General features: G+C 59.4%; 19 protein-coding genes. 17 read left to right on the top strand and 2 right to left on the bottom strand.

Features of this window, described 5'->3' with window-relative positions:
• Positions 1–131 precede the first annotated feature (131 nt).
• From GSUB_RS13855 to GSUB_RS13820, 8 genes are all read left to right on the top strand, one after another.
• Positions 132–590 carry a ferritin family protein gene (locus GSUB_RS13855; protein WP_040201336.1) on the top strand — a complete coding sequence of 153 codons (459 nt, stop codon included), beginning with the start codon at positions 132–134 and terminating at the stop codon, positions 588–590.
• A gap of 72 nt (positions 591–662) precedes the next feature.
• Positions 663–2006: a Na(+)-translocating NADH-quinone reductase subunit A gene (locus tag GSUB_RS13850; RefSeq protein ID WP_040201335.1), complete on the top strand. Its 1344-nt coding sequence runs from the start codon at positions 663–665 to the stop codon at positions 2004–2006.
• Positions 2006–3172: an NADH:ubiquinone reductase (Na(+)-transporting) subunit B gene (locus GSUB_RS13845; RefSeq protein ID WP_052464940.1), complete on the top strand. Its 1167-nt coding sequence runs from the start codon at positions 2006–2008 to the stop codon at positions 3170–3172. The genes GSUB_RS13850 and GSUB_RS13845 overlap by 1 nt, the downstream gene beginning before the upstream one ends.
• Positions 3162–3941 carry a Na(+)-translocating NADH-quinone reductase subunit C gene (locus GSUB_RS13840; protein ID WP_040201334.1) on the top strand — a complete coding sequence of 260 codons (780 nt, stop codon included), beginning with the start codon at positions 3162–3164 and terminating at the stop codon, positions 3939–3941. Before GSUB_RS13845 ends, GSUB_RS13840 begins: the two co-directional genes overlap by 11 nt.
• Complete coding sequence (locus GSUB_RS13835) at positions 3934–4566, top strand: NADH:ubiquinone reductase (Na(+)-transporting) subunit D (protein ID WP_040201332.1); 633 nt, start codon at positions 3934–3936, stop codon at positions 4564–4566. Before GSUB_RS13840 ends, GSUB_RS13835 begins: the two co-directional genes overlap by 8 nt.
• Positions 4563–5174, top strand: coding sequence for an NADH:ubiquinone reductase (Na(+)-transporting) subunit E (nqrE, locus tag GSUB_RS13830; protein WP_235269839.1), 612 nt, complete (start codon positions 4563–4565; stop codon positions 5172–5174). Before GSUB_RS13835 ends, nqrE begins: the two co-directional genes overlap by 4 nt.
• Positions 5175–5189: 15 nt before the next feature.
• A complete protein-coding gene (nqrF, locus tag GSUB_RS13825; protein WP_040201331.1) occupies positions 5190–6416 on the top strand; it encodes an NADH:ubiquinone reductase (Na(+)-transporting) subunit F in 1227 nt (408 codons plus the stop codon).
• Positions 6417–6877: 461 nt separating this feature from the next.
• Complete coding sequence (locus GSUB_RS13820) at positions 6878–7216, top strand: c-type cytochrome (RefSeq protein ID WP_158414095.1); 339 nt, start codon at positions 6878–6880, stop codon at positions 7214–7216.
• Between the two features lie 30 nt (positions 7217–7246).
• On the opposite strand, the gene GSUB_RS13815 is transcribed toward GSUB_RS13820, so the two are convergent.
• The gene (locus GSUB_RS13815) at positions 7247–8080 is read right to left on the bottom strand and encodes a formate/nitrite transporter family protein (RefSeq protein ID WP_040201329.1); all 834 of its coding nucleotides are present in this window, start codon (positions 8078–8080) and stop codon (positions 7247–7249) included.
• A gap of 188 nt (positions 8081–8268) precedes the next feature.
• Here GSUB_RS13815 and GSUB_RS13810 point away from each other — a divergent pair, with 188 nt between their 5' ends.
• Positions 8269–9048 (top strand): lysophospholipid acyltransferase family protein, encoded by a 780-nt coding sequence (locus GSUB_RS13810; protein WP_040201328.1) that lies wholly within the window; start codon positions 8269–8271, stop codon positions 9046–9048.
• 7 nt (positions 9049–9055) lie between these two features.
• Here the strand turns inward: GSUB_RS13810 and GSUB_RS13805 are convergent, their stop codons facing one another.
• On the bottom strand, positions 9056–10900 hold the full coding sequence (locus GSUB_RS13805) for a YgiQ family radical SAM protein (RefSeq protein WP_040201327.1): 1845 nt from the start codon (positions 10898–10900) through the stop codon (positions 9056–9058).
• Positions 10901–11278: 378 nt separating this feature from the next.
• Between GSUB_RS13805 and GSUB_RS13800 the strand changes: the two genes are divergently transcribed.
• From GSUB_RS13800 to GSUB_RS13765, 8 genes are all read left to right on the top strand, one after another.
• Complete coding sequence (locus GSUB_RS13800) at positions 11279–13195, top strand: putative bifunctional diguanylate cyclase/phosphodiesterase (protein ID WP_052464938.1); 1917 nt, start codon at positions 11279–11281, stop codon at positions 13193–13195.
• 192 nt (positions 13196–13387) lie between these two features.
• Complete coding sequence (locus GSUB_RS13795; RefSeq protein ID WP_052465085.1) at positions 13388–15193, top strand: chloride channel protein; 1806 nt, start codon at positions 13388–13390, stop codon at positions 15191–15193.
• A 192-nt stretch (positions 15194–15385) separates the two neighbouring features.
• Positions 15386–17623, top strand: coding sequence for an ATP-dependent helicase (locus GSUB_RS13790; protein WP_040201325.1), 2238 nt, complete (start codon positions 15386–15388; stop codon positions 17621–17623).
• A 162-nt stretch (positions 17624–17785) separates the two neighbouring features.
• The gene (locus GSUB_RS13785) at positions 17786–18634 is read left to right on the top strand and encodes a PhnD/SsuA/transferrin family substrate-binding protein (RefSeq protein ID WP_158414094.1); all 849 of its coding nucleotides are present in this window, start codon (positions 17786–17788) and stop codon (positions 18632–18634) included.
• Positions 18635–18679: 45 nt separating this feature from the next.
• Entirely contained in the window at positions 18680–21754 is a 3075-nt protein-coding gene (locus tag GSUB_RS18165; protein ID WP_052464936.1) for a response regulator, read from the top strand.
• A 113-nt stretch (positions 21755–21867) separates the two neighbouring features.
• Entirely contained in the window at positions 21868–22881 is a 1014-nt protein-coding gene (locus GSUB_RS13775; RefSeq protein WP_200890146.1) for an aldo/keto reductase, read from the top strand.
• 74 nt (positions 22882–22955) lie between these two features.
• Positions 22956–24401: a DUF4139 domain-containing protein gene (locus GSUB_RS13770; RefSeq protein WP_040201323.1), complete on the top strand. Its 1446-nt coding sequence runs from the start codon at positions 22956–22958 to the stop codon at positions 24399–24401.
• A 19-nt stretch (positions 24402–24420) separates the two neighbouring features.
• Positions 24421–26022, top strand: a complete 1602-nt coding sequence (locus tag GSUB_RS13765) for an aspartate:alanine exchanger family transporter (protein WP_040201322.1) — start codon at positions 24421–24423, stop codon at positions 26020–26022.
• Position 26023: the final 1 nt, after the last annotated feature.

Genomic DNA, 26023 nt, shown 5'->3' with positions numbered 1-26023 from the left:
GTTGTGGATTTTTACAACCTTATGGACAGGTGCGACTTGCCCGTTATACTTGTAATCCGTAAGATGTCAGCAACGATCCAAGGCAACCCGACCTTTCCCCCCGGCAGTGTTTTCGGGGCCATGGAGGAATGATGATGCGTTTCGAGCAGACTGTCGACGTGCTGGAACATGTCGGCCTTTTTCACCGCAAAACCGCTGAATTGTATCGCGCATTGACCGAAAGAGTCTCGTCGCCCCGGGTGAAGATGCTGCTCGACTATATGGCGCGCCATGAAGACCGGGTGGCGCTCAGCATTCGTGAATATCGTGACGAAAGTCGTCCGCAGGTCTTGTCGAGCTGGTTCAAGTACACCCACGACGAAGATATTTTTGCGCCTCTCAAGGAGGTTGACCTCGATCGCGATTACGACTTCGACGACGTTCTCGACCTGGCCCTGACCCTTGATTCCAAGCTGCTTGAACTCTATCAGGATATGAGTACGCAGGCGGTATCACCTGAAGTCAAGGACATGTTCAACAGCCTGCTGCTGCGTGAGATGGAGGAGAAGCAGAAGCTGATGAGAGCGGCAGCCGGGTTGCTTGATTTATGACAGGCTGCTCCTGCGGGTTTAAACGGTACGTTTTCGGCACGATGACCAACCTCTGACACCTGAAGTGATCTGATGAATTTTTTTACTATTAACAAAGGCCTTGATCTGCCTCTGGCCGGGGCGCCCCGCATGGAGGTGGAAGATGCTCCCGAGGTCGGCCGGGTGGCGCTGGTCGGACCGGATTACCCCGGCATGCGCCCGACCATGGAAGTTTCAGAGGGGGACCGGGTCCGGCTGGGCCAGGTCCTTTTCAGCGACAAGAAAAATCCGCGCGTCGTCTATACCAGCCCTGGCAGTGGACGGATCAGGGCGATAAACCGTGGCGAAAAGCGGGTATTTCTGTCGGTTGAGGTCGAACTCGACGGCAATGATGAAGAGTCTTTTGCCCTCCATCCCGAGAGTCATCTTGCTAATCTGGAGCGCGACCTGGTTGTCGAAACCCTGCTGGCGTCCGGGTTGTGGACCGCGCTGCGCCGCCGCCCCTTTGGCCGCATTCCCAATCCTGGCGAAACGCCGCAGGCGGTCTTTATCACAGCCATGGACACTCATCCTCTGGCACCCGACCCCTGTGTGGCCATCTCGGAGCGTGCCGGGGATTTCAATAACGGCGTCAAAGTCCTTTCCACATTGACCGACGGTCCTCTTTATCTCTGTGCCGCGCCCGATGCGAAGCTGCCGGACTGCTCTGCGGGGCAGCGCGTCACCTTCGCCGGACCTCATCCGGCTGGACTGCCCGGTACCCATATTCATTATCTTTCTCCGGTAGGGCTGCAGCATGCGGTATGGCACCTGGGTTACCAGGACGTGTGTGCCGTTGGTCACCTATTTACTCAGGGGCGAATTCCGACGGAACGGGTTCTTTCTTTGGGCGGTCCCGGCGTTCAGCGCCCCCGATTGATCAGAACCCGCATCGGGGCGTCCATCGATGAACTCATTCGCGACGAACTTGAAGGCCCGCATCTGCGCGTTCTGTCAGGTTCTGTGCTGGATGGTCGTGCCGCACGAGGCCCCCTGGCATTTCTCGGTCGCTACCACAACCAGATCACGGCATTGGAGGAAGGCGTACCGGGCTCCGCTCTCGGATGGCTGCGTCCGGGGGGGAACGATTTCTCTCTTCGCTGCCTGTTTAAAGGTGCTTTTGACCGTCAGCGTCCTCGCCGATTGACGACTGCCCGGGGCGGGGCGCGCCGGGCGATCTACCCCATAGGGACCTATGAGCAGGTGTTCCCCCTTGATCTGCCGATCACCTATTTATTGCGGGCATTGGAGGTGGGTGACATGGAGGAGGCGCTGGCGCTCGGCTGCCTGGAGCTCGACGAGGAGGACCTGGCAACCTGCACCTTCGCCTGCCCGGGGAAAAACGACTTCGGCCCCATGCTGCGGGAGATGCTTGATCAAATCGAAAAGGAAGGCTGATGCAGACCCCTCAACATAAAGACCGGATGGCGCCGGTGAAAATCATGTTCCGCTCTCTGTGGCGGGAAAACCCGCAAAATACAAGCGGCAGTGTTGCCGTACGCGACGCTATGAGCCTGCGTCGCATCATGCTCACCGTCATCATCGCGTTGCTGCCCTGCGTTTTCATGGCGATGTGGAATACCGGGTACCAGATGCATCTCGCCATGCAGCGCGAAGGCATGGAGGAGCTCTTCAGCTGGCACGAATCGGTATTCCGGCTATTGGGAGTCGGGCACGATCCGGCCTATGTTGGAGACAATCTGCTGCTCGGCGCTCTGCACTTTGTACCGGTGTTGCTGATCAGTGCGGTGTGCGCGCTGTTCTGGGAGGCGCTTTTCGCCGTGGTTCGCGGCCTGCAGATGAACGAAGGATGGGGGGTGACGGCTCTGCTGACGGCTCTGATCCTGCCGCCTTCGATCCCCCTGTGGCAGGTGGCGCTGGGGGTCAGCTTCGGCATCGTGCTCGGCAAAGAGATCTTCGGCGGGACCGGCCGTAATTTTCTCAACCCAACCCTGGCGGGCTACGCCTTCCTGTTTTTTGCCTACCCCGGGCAGTTCTCCGGCAGCGTCTATGTTCCGGTGGACGGTGTCAGCACAGCGACCCCTCTGGCGCTGGCTGCCGAGGGAGGGATGGCCGCGGTCCGTGACAATGTCGATTGGCTGCAGGCGTTTCTTGGCACCATCCCCGGTTCCATGGGGGAGACCTCCCTTGCCGCCTGCCTGGTCGGGGCATTGATTCTGCTGGTTGCCGGAGTGGCTTCATGGCGCACCATGCTGGCAGTGCTGATCGGTGCGCTGGGCACGACTATCCTGTTGCAGGGGATCGGCAGCAGTACCAACCCTATGTTCGCCATGCCGTTTATCTGGCACCTGGTGTTGGGGAGCTTCGCTTTCGGACTGGTATTCATGGCGACCGACCCTGTTTCCTCGACATTGACTGATACGGGCAAGTGGTTTTACGGCTTGCTGATCGGGGTTATGCTGATCCTGGTGCGGGTGGTCAACCCGGCTTTTCCTGAAGGGACCATGCTGGCCATTTTGTTCGGCAATGTGTTTGCTCCCGTTATCGATCGTTTTGTGCTCAAGGCTCATATCCGCAAGAGGGTTTCTCTTCATGGCCAATGATTCCGTCGCACGTACTTTTCTTGTTGCCTTTCTGGTCTGCTTTGTCTGCTCGCTGCTGGTGTCCGGCACAGCAGCCGGGCTGCGGGCAAAAAAAGAGCGGGACGCGCGCCTCTCTCAATACCGCGAAGTGCTGGCCATTGCGGACCTGATGACCAGGGATGCCGATGTGGCCCAGTTGTGGGAGGAAAAAGTCGTGCCGCGCATGGTAAAGCTGGCTGACGGGAGCTATACCGATGCGGTCGATGTGGAAGGTTTCGACCAGTATCGGGCGGCTTCCGACTCCGAGCTGGGGCATACGATTTCTCCCGATAAGGATCTGGCCGATATCAAGCGGCGTGCCCGCTACGCTCCCGTCTACCTTATACGCGACGGTGACCGGTTTTCACAGGTTGTGCTGCCGGTCCACGGCAAGGGACTGTGGTCAACTCTTTACGGTTATATCGCTCTTGAATCCGATCTTCGCACCGTCTCGGGTTTCGGTTTTTATGAGCACGGCGAGACACCGGGGCTCGGCGGGGAGGTGGACAACCCCCAGTGGCTGGCCAAATGGGAAGGGAAGAAGGTTGCGGATGAGGAAGGGGTTCCCCGCATCGAGGTCATCAAGGGGAGCGTTGATCCTGACAACCCCAGGGCGCGGTATCAGGTGGATGGCCTGTCGGGGGCGACGGCCACATCCCGCGGGGTGACCAACCTGCTGCGCTACTGGTTGGGCGAAGACGGTTTTGGCCCGTATCTCAAGCGTATGCGCGAGGAGGGTTTACATGACTAGAGCACGTGACGCACTGTTTCGTCCTGTTTTCGACAACAATCCGATCGCCCTGCAGATCCTCGGCATCTGTTCTGCGCTGGCGGTTACGACGCGCCTGGAAACCGCGCTGGTGATGTCGGCGGCGGTCATTTTCGTGGTGGCCTGTTCCAATGCCGCCATCAGCATGATCCGGCGTGAAATCCCCGATAGCATCCGCATCATCGTGCAGATGACCATCATCGCTTCGCTGGTCATCGTCGTCGACCAGTTTCTGCAGGCCTTCATGCCAGATATCAGCAAGCAGCTGTCGGTTTTTGTCGGGTTGATCATTACCAACTGCATCGTGCTTGGGCGTGCGGAAGCCTTTGCCATGAAAAATCCGATGGGGTTGAGCTTCCTCGATGGTATCGGCAACGGTCTCGGGTACAGTCTTGTCCTGTTGCTGGTCGCCTTTCTGCGGGAATTGTTCGGATCGGGAACCCTGCTCGGGATAAAGATCCTGCCCTTGACCCAGGATGGAGGCTGGTATGTCAGCAACGGTTTGATGCTTCTTCCGCCCAGCGCATTTTTCATTATCGGGTTTCTGATCTGGGCCCTGCGTACCTGGAAGCCTGAGCAGATCGAAGAGAATGAGGTCGGCAAATGATTGAAGAATATCTCAACATCTTCATCAAGGCGGTGTTCATCGAGAACATGGCGCTGGCCTTCTTTCTCGGCATGTGTACCTTTCTTGCCGTGTCGAAGAAGGTTGATACCGCCGTGGGCCTCGGGTTTGCCGTGATCGTGGTGCAGACTGTCACGGTTCCGGTCAACAACTTGATTTATCGTTACCTGCTGCGTGAGGGGGGGCTGTCCTGGGCGGGGCTCGATCAGGTCGATCTGACCTTTATCGGGCTGATCTGCTACATCGCGGTCATTGCCGCTATCGTGCAGATTCTCGAAATGATCCTCGATAAATACGTACCCAAACTCTATAACGCCCTGGGTATTTTCCTGCCGCTGATTACCGTGAACTGCATGATTCTCGGCGGTTCTCTCTTCATGGTGGAGCGCGAGTACAATTTCGGTGAAAGCATTGTGTTCGGCCTGGGCAGCGGCACCGGCTGGGCCCTGGCCATTGTGGCCCTGGCCGGAATCCGGACCAAGATCAAATACAGCAATATTCCAGAAGGGTTGCGTGGGCTTGGCATGACTTTCATCGTTGCGGGGCTCATGTCCCTGGCCTTTATGGCCTTTTCCGGAATCCAACTATAAGTACGGGTTACTTTAATGCTTGAAGTCATCCTCGGAGTCTCTTTCTTTACCGGCATTATTCTGCTGCTGGTCGCGGTCATCGTCACCGCGCGTCATTTTCTCGTGCCGCGCGGCAAGGTGCGCATCACCATCAACGATGACCCGGACAAGTCCCTCAAGGTCAGCCCCGGCAGCAAGCTTTTGCAGACGCTCGGGCAGAACGGGATCTTTATCCCCTCCGCCTGCGGTGGCGGCGGGACCTGCGGGCAGTGCCGGGTCAAAGTGGTTGAAGGCGGCGGCGCCATCCTGCCGACGGAGACGGGCCACATCTCGCGCCGAGACGCCCGCGAAGGCTATCGCCTTTCCTGCCAGGTCGGCGTCAAGCAGAATATGAAGATCGAATTGCCCGCCGAAATTTTCGATATCCGCAAGTGGCGCTGCCGGGTGCGTTCCAATCGCAATGTGGCCAGCTTTATCAAAGAGTTGGTGCTGGAGTTGCCGGAAGGGGAGGATGTCGATTTTCGCGCCGGCGGTTATATCCAGATCGAGGCGCCTCCGCATGAGGTGGAGTACAAGGATTTTGATATCGAGGAGAAGTTCCGCGAGGACTGGGACAAATTCAACGTGTGGCAGTACCGTTCCGTCGTCAAGGAGAAGATCGAGCGGGCCTATTCCATGGCCAATTATCCCGACGAAAAAGGGATTATCATGCTCAATGTCAGGATCGCGACCCCGCCTCCCCGCCACCCGGAAGTGCCGCCGGGCAAGATGTCATCCTATATCTTCAGTCTCAAGCCGGGGGATGAGGTCACCATCTCCGGCCCCTTCGGCGATTTTTTCCACAAGGACACCAATGCCGAAATGGTCTATATCGGCGGTGGTGCCGGCATGGCGCCGCTGCGTTCCCACATCTTCGATCTTCTGCTGCGTTTGAAGAGCCAACGAAAAATCTCCTACTGGTATGGTGCGCGCAGTCTCAAGGAGTTGTTCTACAACGACCAGTTCGAAAAACTGGCCAGCGAACATGATAATTTCAGCTGGCATGTTGCGTTGTCGGAACCCTTGCCTGAAGACAACTGGGACGGGCCGACAGGTTTTATTCACACGGTGGTGTATGAAAACTATCTCAAGGACCATCCCGCTCCCGAGGATTGCGAGTATTATCTTTGCGGCCCGCCCATGATGCTGGTTGCCGTTCGCGAAATGCTTGAAAATCTTGGCGTCGAGCCTGAAAATATCCTCTACGATGATTTCGGTCTTTAAGCTCTTCCTCCCGATTCATGGTTGTCATGAAAGTTTTCCTTCTGGTTTTTCTTTTCTTTCTCCTGGCCTTTGCCGGGCTTGCGGTGAAACTGTTCTTTCGCCGTCCCGGGCTGAGGCGTACCTGCGGTCGGGACGGGGCGGCCTGTCGGTGCGAGGGCGAACGTGCCCCGGAGGACTGCGACTGCAATTGAATTCGATCCGTATTTGCAATAATTTGCGAGTTTGTTTGTAAATGTTGAGATGTTTTTGTTTTGTGAACGTAAGCAGAACTTGAACATATTTTTCCGTTTTTGGATTATTGGAAGAAAGGGTATCTATTCACCCCGCGGGGTCGTCACTCCCATGTCAAGGGTGTTTGGCGCCAGGGAGGGCGCCAATCAAACGGCCAGGGATGGCGAAAAGTGGCCCTTGTCATGGGAGTGACGACCCCATGCCGAACAGTTACAAAAAGGGAGACTCACATGCTTAACTTGAGATCGAATGGGATGGCCGCAATTTTTCTGGCGGCAGGACTCTTTTTCCTGTCAGGCTGCAGTGGCTCATCAGGCCCCGCCGGCGGTGAAGGGCAATCGCTTTTCAATACCTGGTGCGCGCCCTGCCACGGTTCGGACGGCAGCGGCGGGTTGGGCTACAAGGGGCCGTCCCTGCATGGCCCCGAATTCATCTACGGCGGCGAGCGCGAATCGATTCTCGCCAGCATCCACGACGGCCGCGGCGAGGAGATGCCGGCTTTCAGCAGCCGACTGGACGAGGAAAAACTGGATGCGGTGGTTGACTATGTCATGTCTTTACGCAATTGAATAAATAGGCAGGTGCCCAGCGAATACATATCAGTGAATACGGCTGCCGCGCAGGTAGATAAACCAGTACGCGAGCGCAACGAACACCACCCCTCCGATAATGTTGCCGAGAGTGACCGGCACGATATTGGCCATAAACCCGCCCCAAGTTAGATCTGCACTCTCGAAGCCCGGCAGGCGGGCGAGCAGAAGTCCGGTGGGGATAAAGTACATGTTGGCGATGGAGTGTTCGAAGCCGCTGGCGACAAAAGCCATGATCGGCACATAGCAGGCGAGAATTTTCCCCGTCACGTCGCGGGCCGCGGTGGCCATGAACACGGCCAGGCACACCAGCCAGTTGCACAGGATGCCGCGGATGAGGGCCGCGCCGAACGATAGCTCGGTCTTGGCTTCAGCGATGGCGATGGCGCGCTGTGCCACCTGTCCACTCTCCCATAACTGGCTGTGAAACATCAGCCAGGCGAAAAAAAACGACCCCACCAGATTGCCAAGCAAGACCACCACCCAGTTCTGAGCAATTTTGTGCCAGGGGATGCGTCCATGCAGTGCCGCCTTGGTCAGCATGCTGTTGCCGGTAAAAAGTTCCGCCCCGCAGACCACCACCAGCATCAGTCCGAGGGAAAAGACGCTGCCGGCGACAAAGCGTGTCAGCCCGTCGCCGATGATGGGGATGGTGTCATGGGTGACCATGGTGGCCAACTGCGCACCGAAGGCGATGTAGAAACCTGCCAGCAGGCTCAGAACAATTGTGCGTGACATTGATTGGCGCAGGACGCGCTCGCCGTTGGCTGCAATCTGCTCCGCCGTCTGGGCCGGGGTAAGAAAGCGTTGTCCTGTCGGGCTGGGAGTGGGCGTCGGAGGCATGGCCTTTCCCCTTGTGGATTGTGGGTTCAGATTCGGCATTGCGTGTCAGCGGAGGCACGTTTTGGCTCAAGCGGATTTCAATGCGGGTTGGCCAGTTTTATGTTGCGGCAGCGGCACGAGTCGCCTAAATTGAAGGCAATTCATAGCTGTTCAGCATAGGGCAATTCTTTACCGGAGTCTTTTGTTCCGTGAAATCACATGACTTTTTGACCGATAGTTATCAGACTGCCGAGGGCGCCGCTGCATGGCCCTATAGTCTCCTGCCTTCCCTGTTCTATTACAGCCGCATGTTGCGCATCGTGCTGCGCTCCAGTCGCATGGCCAGAACGAATGTCTATGACGAAGAAGCCTGGGCCGCGAGCAGTCGCGATATCATCGAGGCGCTGGAAAAAGTCGGTGTCCGCTTTTCCATTGAAGGGCGCGATCATCTCAAGGAGCTATCCAGTCCCTGTGTTTTCGTCGGCAACCATATGAGTACCCTGGAGACCTTTGTTCTGCCGGGGTTGCTGGTTCCCTTCACCCCTCTAACCTTCGTGATCAAGCGCAGCCTGATGGAATATCCCGTATTCCGCCATGTCATGGCGACCCGCGACCCGGTGGTGGTGGATCGGACCAACCCGCGCGAGGACTTTAAGGTGGTGATGGAAGAGGGGACGAAGAGGCTCTCCGCCGGAGTTTCCATCGTTGTCTTTCCGCAGACCACCCGCGAAGATCAGTTCGATCCCGCGCATTTCAATACCATCGGCGTCAAACTGGCCAAGCGCGCCGAAGTTCCGGTCATTCCGGTGGCTCTGAAGACCGATGCCTGGAGCAACGGCCGCTTCATCAAGGATTTCGGTCCCATACGTCCGCAGAAAACCGTCCATTTCGCGTTCGGCGAGCCGCTGACCGTGACCGGCAATGGTCAGCAGCAACAGGCCGCGGTGGTGGACTTCATTCAATCGAAGCTCGATCAGTGGCAGGATTGATCAGGGTTCAGGCTTTTCGCTGATGCCGTTTTCTCTTTCCCTGGATTTTGCTCTTTTCTTTCAGTCCGGAGTCTTTTCCGTTCCCGCCAAGCAGTAAACGACCGTCCTTCTCCCGCCCGCATTCCCGCAGCGCGGCCTCAATTTCCCTGCGATTTTCCGGAAGATGCCACAACAGCAGTGCCTTCTGCAAGCGGCGTTCTCTGGGATCGGTCGGTACATGTACCGGGTGGCCCGTAAAAGGATCGCGTCCGGTGTGCCAGATGCAGGTGGAAACCGTCCCCGGTGTGGGGGTGAACTCCTGCACCTGCTCGACCCTCAGGTTGTGTTTTTTCAGGAAAAGAGCGGTATCCACCATGTGCGACAGGGTGCAGCCGGGGTGCCCCGCGATCAGGTAGGGGACCACCCCGCGGCGCTTACCGCTGCACCGGCAGGCATCGTAATAGTAACGCAGGAATTTTTCCAGCGGCTGCGCGCCGGGTTTGCGCATGATGGCCGTCACCTCATCGACCACCGACTCGGGGGCGATCTTGAGCAAGCCGCCGACGTGGTGTTCCAGCAGGGCCTCGAAGTATTCCTGCTGATGGTCGAGCAGGTCGTAGCGGATGCCGGAGGCGACAAACACATGGCGTACGCCCTCAATATGACGAACGGCCCGTAACAACTCAGTGGCCTTCCGGCCATCGGCGGTGAGTTTGGGACAGATGCGCGGATAAAGGCAGCTGTCGCGACGGCATTTGCTGCGGGCCTGGGGATCGCTGCAGGCCATGCCGTACATGTTGGCGGTGGGGCCGCCGATATCGCTGATGGTGCCGCGAAAGTCAGGATGAGTGGTCAGTTGCTCGGCTTCGCTGCGCACCGACTCCAGCGAGCGTGACTGGATGGCCTTGCCCTGATGATGGGTGATGGCGCAGAAGGCACAGCCTCCTGCGCAGCCGCGATGCGAGGTGATGGAAAATCTGATCTGTTCGAAGGCGGGAATCGTTTCCGTGTAGCTCGGATGCGGCAGACGCGTAAATGGCAGGGCATAGAGCCTGTCCATCTCTTCTTCCGTCAGGGGGAGTGCCGGCGGGTTGATGCGCAGCCAGCGATTGCCGTAGGCCTGTGTCAGGGGGCGTCCGCTCCACGGGTTGTTCTCTTCGGCAGCTAAACGGAAGGCCTCACCGTACGCCTGCCGGTCGTCGCGCACCTGCTCAAAAGGCGGCAGCCGCACGGCGTCGTCGGGTTCATCCTTGACCATGGCGGCAGTGCCGCGGATGTCCAGCATCTCTTTCAACGGTTCGCCTTCGGCCGCGCGGCGGGCAATCTCCAGCAGTGGTCTTTCGCCCATGCCGAACACCAGCAGGTCGGCTTTGCTGTCCACCAGCACGGAGCGGCGGACTCTATCCTGCCAGTAATCGTAGTGGGCCAGGCGGCGCAGGCTCGCCTCAATGCCGCCGATCACCACCGGCAGTCCCTTGAACGCTCCCTTGAGGGCGGCAGTGTAGGCGATCAGTGCGCGATCGGGGCGCGCTCCGCTGCGCCCGCCGGGGGTGTAGGCGTCGTTGTTGCGCACTTTCCTGGCGGCGGTGTAGTGGTTGACCATGGAATCCATCGCACCGGCCGATACGGCGGCGAACAGGCGCGGGCGTCCCATGACGCGGAACGACTCGGGGTCTTTCCACGCAGGCTGGGCGATGATGCCGACCCGGTATCCCTCAGCTTCCAGAAGTCGACCCAGCAGCGGCACTCCGAAAGCAGGGTGGTCGACATAGGCGTCGCCGCTGATCAGCAGAATATCGAGTTCGTTCCAACCGCGGGAATCCATTTCGGCTTTGCTGGCAGGAAGGTGCTGGGGAGAATTAGCGCCGCACATGAGGCATCTTTCGGTAGAAGAAAGGGGGGTGTTTGAAGCACGGAATCAGAACGCAGGATAGAGGGATCAGCCGATCTTTGTCAATCGCCTGTGCCCTTTCCTGCTGTTTCGACATGGTTTTTGCACCTAATAAATATCTGTTGTGAGGCGGGTGTGCATCAGTGGAGGACTTCCAGAGGATGATGTAGACGCAAAAAATGTTTAGAATCATGTTATGACTGGTTTCTAAGGGTTGCGGTTTGTTAAAGATTGTTTGCTGTCGCTTTCTTTTTTTAATGATGCCGGTAAAATGGCTGCGCGAAATGGCTGTCTGACGGCAGTTAAAAGACTGTCCGACAGTTCTTTGTCGCCAGTCTGAACCGATGTGATGGGATCTTCATGACCTTTTTATCTCTTCAGCAAGCCTCGATTGTCGCCCAGTGGGCACTGGGTGCAAGCGCTATGGTGTTGGCCGCCTGCCAGATTTTTCGCCTGCACGAGATGATCGGAGCCCGGCGTGAGGCGGCGCGTCGCCGGGAAGCCGAAGATGCACTGCAGCAGGAGAGGGGCTTTCTGCAGACGGTGATCGACGGTGTGGCTGATCCCACTATGGTCGTCGATACCGAACACCGCATCCTGATGATGAATCAGGCTTCGCGCATGTATCTGCCGCCCGGCAAGGATGCGCCTGCCGAGCTTCGCTGTTACCGTGTGGTGCACGGCAGCGAGCGGCCCTGCAGCGAAGATGGGGAAATCTGCCCGCTGCGCGAGGTGCGTCGCACCGGCAAGACGGCGCGGGTGGTCCATCGTCATCTATTGGGCGACGGACGCACCCGCACATTCGAGGTCAGCGCTTCGCCGCTGTGGAATCCGGACGGTTCTCTGCGCGGCATCATCCAGGCAGCGCGCGATATCAGCGACCGTCTGGCGGTGGAGGCGACCTTGCGGGAGAATCAGGATCGCCTCAATTATCTGGCCCACCATGATCCATTGACCAATCTTCCCAACCGTCTGAGGTTCAACCAGCGGCTGCGGGAGATGATGGAAAGCGCGCGAAAAGAGAAAATGCCGCTGGCCCTGCTTTTTCTCGACCTCGACCGCTTCAAGAACATCAATGATTCTCTCGGCCATGAAACGGGTGACCAGGTGCTGCGCGAAGTATCGGGCCGCCTGCTGGAAAGCCTGCGCGGCAGCGACCTGGTGGCGCGTGTGGGAGGCGACGAATTTGTCGTGGTTCTGCCGCAGGTCGAGGATATGAAGACCGTGGCGGTGGTGGCCCGCAATATCCTGCGCGCCATGGGGCGCGGCTTTCGCGCCGGGCCCCAGGATCTGTTCCTGAGCACCAGCATCGGCATCAGTCTCTACCCTCACGACGCCCAGGACGCAGAAAGTCTGCTCAAATTTGCCGATGCGGCTATGTACCGGGCCAAAGAGGAAGGGCGCAACAACTATCAATTCTATCGTCCGGAGATGAACCTGCGGACCCGCGATCTGCTCATTATGGAAGGCAATCTGCGCAGAGCAATGGAAGAGAGCCAGCTGCAGGTCTTCTATCAGCCGCAGTTCGATCTGCGCAGCGGGAAGCTGGTCGGTTTCGAAGCGCTGCTGCGCTGGAATCACCCGGAGCACGGCATGGTGTCTCCCGGCGAATTCATTCCGCTGGCGGAGGAAACCGGCCTGATTGTCCCGCTGGGCCACTGGGTGATGCAGACGGTTTGCCGGCAGGCGCGGGACTGGCAGATACAGGGTTATGCCCCTGTGCGCTTCGCAGTCAATATCTCCGCGCGCGAATTCCGGCAGCCCGATTTCATTGACCATGTCGATGCGGTGCTGGAAGAAAGTGAACTTGATCCCCATTGGCTGGAACTCGAAATCACCGAAACCATCGCCATGCGCAACTTCGAAGACACCATCATGACTCTGACCGATCTGAAAATCCGCGGAGTGCATCTGGCGATTGATGATTTCGGCACCGGCTATTCTTCGCTCGGCTACCTCAAACGCTTCCCCATCTCCAAGCTCAAAATCGACCAGTCCTTTGTGCGCGATATCGACCGCGATCAGAATGATGCCGCCATTGCCGGTTCCATCATTGCGCTCGGGCGCAACATGAACATGGAGATCATTGCCGAGGGTGTGGAGACAGAGGAGCAATCACGTCTGCTGCGAGAAAAGGGCTGTCATCAGGGGCAGGGCTTTCTTTTCTCGCCGGCCGTCCCGGCAGAGGAAGCACAGGCTTTTCTGACCCGCAAGAAAACTTCGCCCGGCTCCAGCATCATCCGCCCGGCCTGTTTCGCGCAGGGGCAAGGCAGCTGATTTTTCCTCTCCCGGGGGTATCTTCCTTTCCCTACAGAATTTTTTCTCCCGTCTCCCCGATTGCGGGTTGATTCCTGGCTTTAAAAAAAATAGCATAAAGAGTCGTTCTTTTGCCGCACAGTGCGGCTCGGTGCGTTTTTCCTCTTCCCCTTGACAGTGTCCCGTTTTTTACGGGGCAAACTGGCTGCCAACGTGAAATCACAGCCTTTTTACAAAAGAATCGTCTTTAACCGCCTGCGCGGCCTGAGCACAGCCTTCCAGACCCGTTTCCGCATCAGCGAAAACACCTTCATGATTGCCATGGCGGTGGTGATCGGGTTGCTGTCGGGGCTATGCAACTATGTTTTTCGCGTCACCATCGAATTTTTCGAGTGGGCGATCATCAAGCAGGGGCTTGATCTGTTCGGCGTGTCCTTCGACCACTGGACCTGGGGACGGCTGCTGGTTTTTATCTTCCCCGTCATCGGCGGTTTGCTGATGATTTTTTTCGGCGTTTTCTTTCCGAGGGACCTCAAATACGGTTTTCCACGCTTTCTGGAAATCGTCAATCTGCGCGGCGCCAAGATCCCCATGCGCACCATTTTTACTCGGGGCGCGGCTTCAGCGATCACCATCGGTACCGGCGGTTCTGCCGGGCAGGAGGGGCCCATCGCCCAGATCGGCGGCGCGGTAGGCAGCCAGTTCGGCCAGGCGTTTCGCGTCAGCGGCGATCGCCTCAAGGTGCTGGTGGCCTGCGGGGTTTCCGGCGGCGTGGCGGCGACGTTCAACGCCCCTATCGCCGGTGTTTTCTTCGCCACCGAAATCGTGCTGCTCTCTTCCTTCGAACTTTCCAGTTTCACCTCCATCGTGGTCGCCAGCGGCATGAGTACCGTGGTGTCGCGTGCGCTGCTCGGTAACATTCCCGCTTTTGCGGTGCCCCCATATGCCCTGAGCAATCATTGGGAGCTGGTTTTTTACCTGGTTCTGGGCATGCTGGTGGGCGTGCTGGCATCGGGTTTTATCGATATCCATTATCGCATCAAGGAGGCCTTTGACCGCCTGCGCATGCACCGACTGGTCAAGCCGATATTCGGTGGCCTGCTGGTAGGGATCATGGGGATCGGTTTTCCCCAGGTGTTCGGCAACGGCTACCATTTCATGGAGCGCGTGCTGCACGGCGAGGGGATCTGGTATGTCCTGGCGGCGCTGGTTCTGATGAAGGCGCTGGCGACTTCCGTCACTCTCGGCTCCGGCCTGCCGGGCGGCCTGTTTGCCCCGGCGCTCTATATCGGTGCGGTGACCGGCGGCGCGTTCGGCAAGGTGCTGCAGATGGTCTTTCCCACCTTTGGTATTTCGCCCGGCGCCTATGCGCTGGTGGGGATGGGGGCTTTTCTGTCGGCGGCGACCCATGCGCCGATGACCGCCATTTTTCTGCTGTTCGAGATGACCGCAAGCTACGAGGTTATCATCCCCATCATGCTGTCCTGCGTGATCGGCACCGCCATCAGCCGTCATTTCAAAAAAGACAGCCTCGATACGGTGGAGCTGTCCAAGGCCGGCATCGACCTGGAGGCGGGCAAGGAGCGCAACATTATGAAATCGCTGCGGGTCGGCGAGGTCATGGTGCGCGACCCCGAATCCGTCCCTGAACACATGACTCTGGGCCAGTTCGCTGATTTCATCGCCACCACCCGTCATACCAATTTCCCGCTGGTAGATCAGGCGGGCAGGCTGACGGGGATCATTTCAGTGCAGGATTTTCTCGGCGCGGTGTTCGAGAAAGAGTTGATGGACCTGGTGGTGATCAAGGAGCTTGCAACCCTCGATGTGATCACCGTGACCGAGGACGAAAACCTCGATGCCGCCATGCGCAGAATCGGCTACCGCAATATCGAGCAGCTGCCGGTGGTGGATCGCGATGACAAGCGCAAGCTGGTGGGGATCATCTCGCGCCGCGATATGGTTTCGGCCTACAACCGGGCGCTTATGTCGCGGACGTTGTCGGAGGATGTTTTGTAGTAGGGGAGCCACTAAGGCTCTAAGAACGCTAAGAAAAATCTCAACGCAGAGGCGCGGAGACTTTGGCAGAGACGCAAAGTCAAAGTCAAAGGCTCGAGCAAAGATTCATTTGATTCATAATTCATAAATGGTTTTTCTCCGCGCTCTCCGCGGTAAATAATCTGTTTTTCCCCTGAAACGACAAGTGATCTTATGACCGATCTTCTGACACAGCTCAACCCCATGCAGCGCCAGGCCGTGCAGCACGGCGACGGAGCGCTTCTGCTGCTGGCCGGCGCCGGTTCCGGTAAGACTCGTACCCTGACCCATCGCGTCGCCTGGCTGATCCGTGAACACGGCGTTGCGCCCTGGCAGATTCTGGCGGTGACCTTTACCAACAAGGCGGCCGGCGAGATGCGCGAGCGCATCGAACAGCTGCTGGGCGGCGGCGAGCTGCCCTGGGTGTCGACGTTTCATTCCCTCTGTGTGCGCATTCTGCGGCGCGAAATATCGGCTCTCGGCTATACCTCCGATTTTACCATCTACGACGACCAGGACCAGGAGCGCCTGCTGCGGGATGTGCTCAAAGAACTGGGTGTTTCCGAGAAGTCCTTCAAGCCGCGGGCCGCCGCTGCAGCGATCGATGGGTTCAAAAACCGCGGACTGCTGCCCGAGGAATGTGACCGGGACGATTTCCGCGGCGAGCAGCTGGTGAGGATCTACGACCTCTATCAGAAGCGGCTGCGGCTCGCCAATGCGCTCGACTTCGGCGACCTGATCATGCTCACCGTGCATCTTCTGCGCAACGAAGAGGATATCCTGCGGCGCTGGCAGGAGCGGTTTCGCTACGTGCTGGTGGATGAGTTTCAGGATACCAACGCAGTGCAGTACGAGCTGACCCGTCTGCTGGCCGACGGCAGCCGCAACCTGTGCGTGGTGGGGGATGACGATCAGTCCATCTACCGTTGGCGTGGCGCCGAGGTGGGCAATATCCTCGGTTTCGAGCGGGACTACCCCGATACCACCGTGATTCGGCTCGAGCAGAATTATCGTTCCACCCGAACCATCCTTGATGCTGCCGGGGAAGTGGTGGCGCGCAATATCGGGCGTACCGGCAAGAGCCTATGGACCGACAATCCGGAAGGGGAGAAAATTACCCTTGAGGCGCTGCCCGATGACCTGGAAGAGGCGCGTTTCGTTGCGCGCGAGATCGCCCGCCTGCATCGCGCCGGGCGTCCCCTGGGCGAAATGGCCGTTTTCTACCGCACCAATGCCCAGTCGCGTCCGCTGGAGGAAGCGCTGGTACAGGAGCGCCTGCCCTACGTCATGATCGGCGGCATCAAATTTTTCTCCCGCATGGAAGTCAAGGACATCCTTGCCTATCTGCGGGTGCTGGTGAATCCGGCCGATACGGTTTCGGCCAAACGTATCGTCAATGTGCCGGCGCGTGGCATCGGGGCGACCACCGTGGCGCGCATCGCCCAACTCGAAGATGACGCGGGCGGTTTTCTCCCCGCCTGCCGCCTGGCCCTGGAACGTGGCATTCTGGGCGCTGCGGCGAATAAAAAAGTGACGGCGTTCGTCGCTCTGATGGACGAATTCGCCGGTAAGCTGGAGACAGCCCCCTATCCGGAGTTGACCGCCGAGCTGATTGAGGCGACCGGCTACGGGCCGAAACTGCGTGAAGAAAAGACCGAAGAGGCGCGTGAGCGCATGCACAACCTCGAACAGCTTCTGGCCGGTATGGAGGAACACCGGGGCCGTGAGAGCACCTTGCAGGATTTCCTCGAGCAGGTGGCATTGGTGACCGATCTCGACAGTTATGACGGGCGCCTCGACCGGGTCACCCTCATGACGCTGCACGCTGCCAAGGGGCTCGAATTCCCGGTGGTCTTCATGACCGGTATGGAAGAGGGGCTTTTCCCCCACAGCCGTGCCGGGCGCGGCGGCGAGGAGCTTGAGGAGGAGCGGCGGCTCTGCTATGTGGGGATGACCCGCGCCATGGAAAAACTCTACCTTACCCATGCCCGGCGGCGGCGTGTCTACGGCGATTTTCAGTTCAATCCACCCAGCCCGTTTCTGGCGGAGATCCCTCTTTCCCTGCTTGATGACCAGGTCGGGGTTAAAAGTTCCAACTCGCCAAAGGCCGACAGAGCCCCAAAGGCCGCCGCTCACAACCTGGCGGCGGTGTTTGCCGGCATGCCTGGCGCGGAGCAGTCCTCAGCCGAAGATGAAAAGGAGTCGTTTGAAGAATTTGAAAAGGACGTGCGGCTGGTTCCGGAGCCTGACCAGGGGCCGCGCATCGGCATGCGGGTGCGCCATGTCAAATTCGGGGTCGGCACCGTTCGCCGGCTGGAAGGGCAGGGCGACAACCAGAAAGTCACCGTTTATTTCAACCGGGTCGGGCCGAAAAAACTCCTCCTTAAATTCGCCGGGCTGGAACCGGCCTGACGGCGCTGTTTTTGCCACACAAACAAGTGTAAAAAGTCTTTAAACTTATTTCGATGTGTGATTGAATGTTTCTTATGGGTTTCCCACCGGTCTGGAGGAGACATCATGAGACCCCCCGCCAGAAGATGCATTTCTGAAAATTTCAGGCGGCTGAGAACACTTTTGTTTCTGGCCGTTCTTCTGAGTCCTTCTCTCCTGTTTGCCGGGCAGACACTGGTCTATACACCCCTGCCCCTGGTTGGTGCCGATAAGGTGGTGGCTGAAAGCCGGCCCATGCTCGATTTTCTTGAAGATCAACTGGACGTTGACATCGAGCTGCATTACGAAATGGCCAACGCCGATGTGGTCCGTGCTTTTCAGCAAGGGCGCATCGACCTGGCGGAAATCGGCCCCCTCCCTTATGTGGCCTTGCGCGAGCAGTACCCACAGGCGCAGGCGATTCTGTTTTTCGTCGAGGCGGATGGCAGCGCCCATTACACCTGCGCCCTGGTCACGGCTTTCGACGGTCCCGAGTCGATCGCCGAAATGAAGGGTGCGGCACATATCCCTCTGGCATCTACCCAGCATTTAAGCACCTGCGGCCCTCTCTCTACGAGCTACCTGCTGAAAAAGCACGGCATCGACCCCCAATCGGCCTCTTTCGAGATACTTGGTAATCACGCAGCAGTGGCCCAGGCTGTTGTTCGCGGCGAGTATCCTGTCGGCGGAGTCAAAACCCACATTGCTCGGCGGTATGCCTCGCTGGGACTGCGCGTTCTGGATGAAACTCCGCCCATGCCGGCCTTTGCCCTGGTGGTCAACCGGAAAACCGTCGACGCCGAGATTATTGACGCCGTCACCGAGGCGCTTCTTGCCGTTTCCCGGGATCAGCGTACCGAATGGGGGGTGGCACGGCGGGGGTTTGTGCGTGCCAATGAGGACGATTACCGCAGCATGCGGCGGATGTTGCAGGAGTCCGGCCGCAGCGCGGTCGATTATCTGATGGATTCCTCCCGGGATGGGGAGGAATGAGGGTGGGGGAGACTTGAAAAGGTTCGTTGGAAAAGGCGGCCTGGCATGATGCGTATCAGGCACCGCATTGCGTTTGCTCTTTTCCTGCTGTTGGCCTGGTTGGCGGTGGCGGGGATGTTTCGGCAAAGGCATGCAGAACAGAAAAACGCCTATCTCAATCAGCGTCTGGAGATGCAGGATCTCGCCTGGCGGGCAACGGTCCGTTCTTTTGAGGACGGGCTGGGCGTCTATGTGGACGAGTATGTCCGCCGCCCGGAAATCCTTGATCTGCTGGTTATGGCGCAGGACGAAGCGCAAAGGGTGCAGGCCCGCGCACTGCTCTACCGCAAGTTTTTTCCCGTTTACCTGAAGCTTCGCGCCAGAGGCATGCGGCAGCTCCAGTTTCATCTCCCGCGCGCGGTCAGCCTGCTGCGTTTTCATGCGCCTCACCTCAGCGGTGACTCGCTGATCACCGTGCGTCCCGCTATACGAATGGCCCAGTTGCGCAGGCAGACTTTTGAAGGGTTTGAAGTCGGGAAGGTCATATCGGGGTTCCGTTCGGTTTATCCCCTGGAAGATGATGATGGCAGCCTGCTTGGAAGTGTCGAGCTTGGACTGCCGTTTGATACTTTGCGCCAGGCTATAGCAGAGCTTAAGCCCGATTCCGAGTTCAACCTGATTCTGCGAAGAGATGCCCTGGGGCACCTGTTTGATGAAAGCCTTGGACTTTACGGCCCCTGGGCAGGAGATTCCAGAGCCTGGGTGGAGGAAGACCCTCGCCGCGAACTGCCCGATGCTCCGCCGCCCCTGTCTTTTACCAGCCGCCGCCTGGAGGCCCGCATCGCGGAGAGGCCGGATATTCGCCAAGCTCTGGAGGCGGGTGAGGGGGGCGCCTTCAAGCTCACGCTGGGGGCGAAAGCTTATGTCGCTGTTTTTACCCCGATTACCGATGTTCAGGGAGATCTGGCAGGCTATCTGGCGTCTTACGCGGAGGGTCGGGCGCTGGCGGAGCAGGATGTTAATTATTTCACCAACCTGGCCCTGACCACCTTCTTTGTGATGCTGGCTGGCTGGGCTCTGTATCGCCTGATGCTGAGCCGCTCCCGTCTGGCTCAGGAGCGCCGTCAGTTTCAGGCGATCGCAGAGAGCATGGGGGAAGGGCTTTACGTGACCGATTCCGCCGGTCAGCTGACTTACATCAACCCGGCCGGCGCCTCCCTTATCGGTCGCGACCGGGACAAGCTTCTGGGGGAGTCCCCCCACGACAGCTTCCATCCCGCCAGCTCCAATGGGGACCGGAGCGACTGCCCTATGTGCCGCTCGCGTGGGCCTTTTCATGGAGAACTCACCTTTTTGCGCAGCAACCACGAGCCATTCGTGGTGCGCGCGGCCAGTCGTCCGTTGATTGAAGGGGGCGCCGTGCGCGGCATGGTCACAGTCTTTGAGGATATCAGCGAGCGCAAGCGAACCGAGGCGGAGCTGCTGCGCGCCAAGGAGTCGCTGGAAAAAGCCAACGAGCGCCTCAAGAGGGCCATCGCCCACAGCAATCGCATGGCGGAACAGGCCCGCAACGCCAACGAGGCCAAAAGCCGCTTTCTTGCCAACATGAGTCATGAAATCCGCACGCCTATGAACGGGATCGTCGGCATGGCGGAGTTGATGTTGGGAACGGCGCTCGACAAAGAGCAGGAACAGTACGTGCGCACCATGCGCGCCTGCGGCGAGTCTCTGCTGTCCATCATCAATGACATCCTTGATTTTTCCAAGATCGAAGCCGATCGTCTCGTCCTTGCGGAAGAAGATTTCAACCTGCTGGAACTGGTGGAGGAATCCGTTGATCTGCTTGCCTTGCAGATCGGAGACAAACCCGTGGAGATGACCAACTATATTGCGCCTGACGTGCCGCTGTGGTTACGGGGAGATCCCGGCCGTCTGCGGCAGGTATTGCTCAACCTGGGCAGCAACGCAGTCAAATTCACCCCCCGTGGCGAGGTGGTGATTCTGGTGTCTCTTGCTGGGGGCAGCGATGAGGCGGTCACCATCTGTTGCGAAGTCCGCGACACGGGGGTCGGCATCTCCGCTGAGCAGCGCGAGAAACTCTTTCTGCCTTTCGAGCAGGGTGACCCCTCCAGTACGCGGCAATTCGGCGGAACCGGGTTGGGACTGGCCATCACCCGGCGCTTGCTGGATCTGATGGGAGGAACAATCGATTTTGACAGCGCTCCCGGAAAAGGAACGACTTTCCGCTGCAACATTCCATTGAAACCGGCGCTCCTGGAAGAAAGTCATTCAGATCCGCCGACTCTGGACTGTGCAGACATCCCGATGCTGGTTGCCTGCGCCAAGGCCATGCAGCGGGATTTTCTGATCCGTCGGCTTGAAAACCACAATGCCTCGGTCCGGGTTGCGCACAATCCCGAGCAGGTGCTGGCGGTCGCCGAACAGGCACGCCGCGAAGGCGCGCCGCTGCGGGTGGTTTTCCTGGACCACGACCTTGCGCCCCCTATGACTGCTCCCCTTGCGCATGCCCTGCGACGCGCCGGGCAGGAGGACCCTCCTGCCGTCATCGTCCTGAGCCGCCTCAGTCGCCCGTCGGCAGCGCATAATGATGAGGATCCGCCGTTCTTCGGCGTGCTGCACAAGCCGATTCGAACGGCAAAGCTCATGGAGATGCTGGAGCAGGTTCTGTTGCAGCGCTCCGGACAGCTTGAAACGAAGCCCGATGCGAACCAAAAGCGCCCTGAGCAGGATGTCCCCGTCGAAAAAGGGAAAATCCTGCTGGCGGAGGATAATCCCGTCAACCGCAAGCTGGCCATGACGTTTCTGCGTCGGCTCGGCTTCGAGGCCGAAGAGGTTGAAAACGGCCGCCAGGCGCTGGAAATCCTCTGCAAAGACCGGTTCGATCTGGTTCTGATGGATGTGCAGATGCCGGAGATGGACGGCATGGAAGCCACCCGTCGTATTCGCGCCGGCCAGGGTGGCGACGATCATATGGATATCCCCATCATTGCCCTTACGGCCCATGCCATGCACGGCGACCGCGAACGCTGTCTGCGTGTCGGCATGAGCGACTACCTCGCCAAGCCGATCCGCATGGCGGAACTCTCTGCCAAACTCCAGCGCTGGATCCAAACTTCCTGACCGTTGTGTGCATCCGGCTTGTTCTTGCGGTAATCCTTGCTAGACTTTGCGCGGACACCTTCTTTTTCACGACCCACATGCTGCACAGTTGTGTATATTTCCCGCAAGGAGGAATGGATATGGAAACCACACGCATAAAAGGAACTGATCTGGTCGCGTCGCGCATCGCCCTCGGCACCTGGGCGATCGGCGGCTGGCTGTGGGGTGGCGCCGACGATGAAGAGTCGATCCGCACCATCAATGCGGCCCTTGATCATGGGATCACCCTGATCGATACCGCGCCGGTGTATGGCTTCGGCCGTTCGGAAAAAGTGGTCGGCGAAGCGCTGTCCCGCCGCGGCGGGCGTGGCCAGGTCTTGATCGCTACCAAGGCCGGTCTCCAATGGACTGAAGATGGGAAGGTCTTTCGCAACGCAAGCGCCGACCGCATTCAGGAGGAAGTCGAGGCCTCTCTGAAGCGCCTGCGCACCGACTATATCGATATCTACCAGGTTCACTGGCCTGATCCCGTTGCGCCGATCGAAGAAACGGCCGAAGCGATGGATCGACTGCTGCGCTCAGGCAAGGTGCGCGCCATCGGCGTCAGCAATTATTCACCGGAACAGATGGAGACCTTCCGCTCAAAGTCGACCCTGCATACCTGTCAGCCCCCCTACAATCTGTTCGAACGCGGCATCGAGGAGGATGTGCTCCCTTACTGTCAGCAGCGCGGCATCACCACGCTCGCCTACGGGGCGCTGTGCCGCGGCCTGCTCAGCGGGAAAATGCACGCGGACAGCCGCTTCGAAGGGGACGACCTGCGTCGCCACGATCCGAAATTCAAGCCTGAGCGATACCCGCAGTATCTGCAGGCGGTGGAAAAACTCGATCGCCTTGCCCGTGAGCGTTTCGACACCGATGTCCTTCATCTGGCGGTGCGGTGGATTCTTGACCACGGTGCCGATATCGCCCTGTGGGGGGCAAGGCGCCCGGAGCAGGTGCAGAGTGTGGAGCAAGCCATGGGGTGGCGGCTCAAAGCCGACGACCTGAAGGAGATCGACCGCATCATCACCGAAACGGTGACCGATCCGGTCGGACCGGAATTCATGGCGCCGCCGGACCGCAACCGTTTCCAGAAGAACTCCTGAAATCGTCCGTTCCCGGGCGAGTCCTCCCCTGGTCCTCAAGGCCTGGGGGGTTTTTCCGTTCTTCGGAGGATGCTATGCATAAAACCTTTCTCTTTATTTTTTGCGGAATGATCGCAGCAATGGGTCTGTGCCTCGGCTCGGGCCCGGTCGCCGCCGAGACGGCGACCACACTCGAGGATCAGACCGCGGTGGCCGTCACCATCTATAACGAAGACCTGGCCCTGGTCCGCGACCGGCGCGAGGTGCAGCTGCCGGAAGGTGAGATTCGTCTCGCCGTGCGCGAAGTCAGCGCCCGCATCCGTCCGGAGACAGCTCTGCTGCGGACTCGTGACGGGAATTCACCCCTGCGCGTCATCGAGCAGAATTTTGATTTCGACTTGCTGACCCCGGATAAACTGCTGGAAAAGTATGTCGGCAGGGACGTGCTGCTGGTGCGAACCCACCCCACCAGCGGCGCAGAACAGACGCAACCCGCCACTGTCCTGGCCTATAACGATGGCGTTCCGGTCCTGAAAGTGGGTGATCGTATCGAAACGGGGGTGCCGGGGCGGCTGGTCTATCCTGATGTGCCCGAGACCCTGCGCGTTCGTCCGACGCTGGTGCTGCTGCTGGACAATCCGCGCACCGGGCAGCGCGAACTTGAGCTGAGCTACCTGTCCGGCGGGCTGTCCTGGCGTGCAGATTATGTGGCCAGGCTCAACGAAAGCGACGACCGGCTCGACCTCTCCGGCTGGGTGACGCTCACCAACAGGAGCGGCATTGCCTTCCGGAATGCACAGGTGCAACTGGTGGCGGGCGACGTGCAGCAGGCCCGGGACAGGATGAGGGCGGCAGAGGCGCAGCCGCGCATGGCGATGGCCATGCAGGATGCGGCACCTCAGGAAGAGAGCCTGTTCGAATACCACCTCTATACGCTGGCGCGGCCCACCAGTATCCGTGACAACCAGACCAAGCAAGTCAGCCTGCTGTCGGCGGCCGAGCTGCCGGTGCGCAAGGAGCTGGTGCTGCGCGGCGCACCCCATTTTTACACCGGGCGCTACGGCGAGCCCCAGCGCGGGCTCAAGGTGGCGGTGCATATCGCTTTCGACAACCGGGAGCAGGACGGGCTCGGCGTTCCGCTGCCCAAGGGGATCATGCGCGTCTACAAGGACGATTCGCGCGGCACGGCGCAGTTTGTCGGCGAGGATCGCATCGACCATACGCCGAAAAATGAAGAGGTGCGCCTGCGCCTCGGCTCCTCCTTCGACCTGACCGCCGAAAAGGTCCAGACCGACTACCACAAGCTGGACCAGGGGCGCGACAAGTCGCCTGTGATCGAGACGGCCTGGCGTATCACTCTCAAGAACGCCAAGCCGCAGGCGGAGACCGTGCGGGTGGAGGAACCGCTGCCCGGAGACTGGACCATCCTGGAGGAAAATTTCCCCCACCGCAAGTTGTCCTCTGCCCTGGCGGCGTGGGACATCGAGGTGCCGGCTGAAGGAGAGGCGGCGCTTGAATACCGGGCGCGCATCCGTTACTGAGCATGGGAACCGATAAGCCTTGACTCTGCTGGAACACCCCATCTCCCTTCTGCTGCTGATCATGGCGCTGGGTGAACTGCTTGGACGCGTGCGCGTTTCAGGCATCACCCTTGGTCCCTCGGCGACGATCTTCGTGGCGCTGGCCTTCGGCCATTACGGCTGGACCCTGCCGCAGGAGGTTCAGACCCTCGGGCTGGCTCTGTTCATCTACGCGGTTGGACTGCAGGCGGGGCCCGGGTTTGTCTCCTCGTTCAGACAGCACGGCCTGGTTATGTCGGTGGTGGTGCTGGCCATGGCGGCGGTGGGGATGCTGGTGAGTTGGGGCTGCTGCCTGCTGTTCGGCTTCGACGCCGGGACCGGCGCGGGCCTGTTGTCGGGGGGGATGACCAGCACGCCGTCGCTGGCGGTGGCGGTAGAGCAGGTCGGCCACGCAAGCGCCCCGGCCGCCTACGGCGTAACCTACGGCTTCGGGGTGGTGGGCATGGCCCTGGCGATCAAGGTGATGCCGCGCCTGCTGCGCATCGACATGGAGCAGGAAGAGCAGAGGTTGGCGCGCGAGTTGGAACAGATCCATCCGCCGATTACCTTCCAGCACATCGAGGTCAGCAACCCCAACCTGTTCGGCAAACGGGTGGCCGATCTGTTTCTCAAAAGCATCGCACCGGTCACCATAACCCGCCTATTGCGCCGGGGCAGCACTGAACCGGTGCTGGTGGGCGCCGATACGGTGCTGCAGGAGGGCGATCACCTGCGGGTGGTCGGCAGTGCGCAGGACCTGGAAAAGGTGCGGCTTTACATCGGCCGGGCGGTGGAAGGGGAGATCGCTTTTGACCGGGTTCTGACCAAGGCTTCCATCATCATCTCAAAGCGCGAATTCTCGGGCACCACCCTGGGTTATTTCAACTTCCGCGAAGTCTTCAACGTGCAGGTGGCGCGTATCACCCGCAACGGGGTCGATCTGGCCGCCGATGCCAATACCATGCTGCATCTGGGCGATGTGCTGCACGTGGTCGGGGATGAGCGCTCTCTGCGCAACATCCGCCGCATGTTGGGCAACGACCTCAAAGCGACTTACGAGATCAGTCTGCTGCCCATTCTGCTGGGTCTGCTGTTTGGCCTGCTGCTGGGCAAGATCACCATTCCCCTCCCCCTGATCGGTCCCCTGAGCCTGGGGACCACCGGCGGCGTCCTGTTGGCGGGGCTATTGCTCGGGGCCCGCTATCAGACGGGAAAGATGATCTGGGAGGTCCCCTCCACCGGCAACAACCTGATTCGCGATCTGGGGCTGGCGTTGTTCATGGCGGCGGTGGGTACCGCTGCCGGCACCACCTTTGTCGATACTCTCACTCAGCAAGGCGCACCGCTTCTGCTGGCCGGCGTCCTGGTGACGCTGGTGCCGGTAGTGGCGGGTGTGGCCCTGGGGCTGTGGCTGCTGCGCATCCGCTTCCCACGGCTTCTCGGTGTGCTGGTCGGCGCCATGACCTCCGCCTCGGGGCTGGCGGCCGCCAACTCCCTTTCCAGTACAACTTATGCCTCCTCGGCGTATGCCACCGTCTATCCCGTGGCCCTGATCGGCAAGATCCTCGCCGTCAAGGTACTTCTCTTTTTCCTGCTCAGTTGAA

Origin of the sequence: Geoalkalibacter subterraneus (assembly GCF_000827125.1) — a bacterium.
GTDB classification, from domain to species: Bacteria; Desulfobacterota; Desulfuromonadia; order Desulfuromonadales; family Geoalkalibacteraceae; genus Geoalkalibacter_A; species Geoalkalibacter_A subterraneus.
Note: the sequence above shows the minus strand (reverse complement) of the source record. Positions and strands in the feature narration are given on the sequence as shown.

What these genes read in the sequence shown, in the direction of transcription:
- GSUB_RS13850 (WP_040201335.1), top strand. Translation starts at nt 663, where the DNA reads ATGAATTTTTTTACTATTAACAAAGGCCTTGATCTGCCTCTGGCCGGG.
- GSUB_RS13800 (WP_052464938.1), top strand. Translation starts at nt 11,279, where the DNA reads ATGACCTTTTTATCTCTTCAGCAAGCCTCGATTGTCGCCCAGTGGGCA.
- GSUB_RS13820 (WP_158414095.1), top strand. Translation starts at nt 6,878, where the DNA reads ATGCTTAACTTGAGATCGAATGGGATGGCCGCAATTTTTCTGGCGGCA.
- GSUB_RS13775 (WP_200890146.1), top strand. Translation starts at nt 21,868, where the DNA reads ATGGATATGGAAACCACACGCATAAAAGGAACTGATCTGGTCGCGTCG.
- GSUB_RS18165 (WP_052464936.1), top strand. Translation starts at nt 18,680, where the DNA reads ATGATGCGTATCAGGCACCGCATTGCGTTTGCTCTTTTCCTGCTGTTG.
- GSUB_RS13845 (WP_052464940.1), top strand. Translation starts at nt 2,006, where the DNA reads ATGCAGACCCCTCAACATAAAGACCGGATGGCGCCGGTGAAAATCATG.
- GSUB_RS13815 (WP_040201329.1), bottom strand. Translation starts at nt 8,080, where the DNA reads ATGCCTCCGACGCCCACTCCCAGCCCGACAGGACAACGCTTTCTTACC.
- nqrE (WP_235269839.1), top strand. Translation starts at nt 4,563, where the DNA reads ATGATTGAAGAATATCTCAACATCTTCATCAAGGCGGTGTTCATCGAG.
- GSUB_RS13855 (WP_040201336.1), top strand. Translation starts at nt 132, where the DNA reads ATGATGCGTTTCGAGCAGACTGTCGACGTGCTGGAACATGTCGGCCTT.
- GSUB_RS13770 (WP_040201323.1), top strand. Translation starts at nt 22,956, where the DNA reads ATGCATAAAACCTTTCTCTTTATTTTTTGCGGAATGATCGCAGCAATG.
- GSUB_RS13835 (WP_040201332.1), top strand. Translation starts at nt 3,934, where the DNA reads ATGACTAGAGCACGTGACGCACTGTTTCGTCCTGTTTTCGACAACAAT.
- GSUB_RS13840 (WP_040201334.1), top strand. Translation starts at nt 3,162, where the DNA reads ATGGCCAATGATTCCGTCGCACGTACTTTTCTTGTTGCCTTTCTGGTC.
- nqrF (WP_040201331.1), top strand. Translation starts at nt 5,190, where the DNA reads ATGCTTGAAGTCATCCTCGGAGTCTCTTTCTTTACCGGCATTATTCTG.
- GSUB_RS13805 (WP_040201327.1), bottom strand. Translation starts at nt 10,900, where the DNA reads ATGTGCGGCGCTAATTCTCCCCAGCACCTTCCTGCCAGCAAAGCCGAA.
- GSUB_RS13790 (WP_040201325.1), top strand. Translation starts at nt 15,386, where the DNA reads ATGACCGATCTTCTGACACAGCTCAACCCCATGCAGCGCCAGGCCGTG.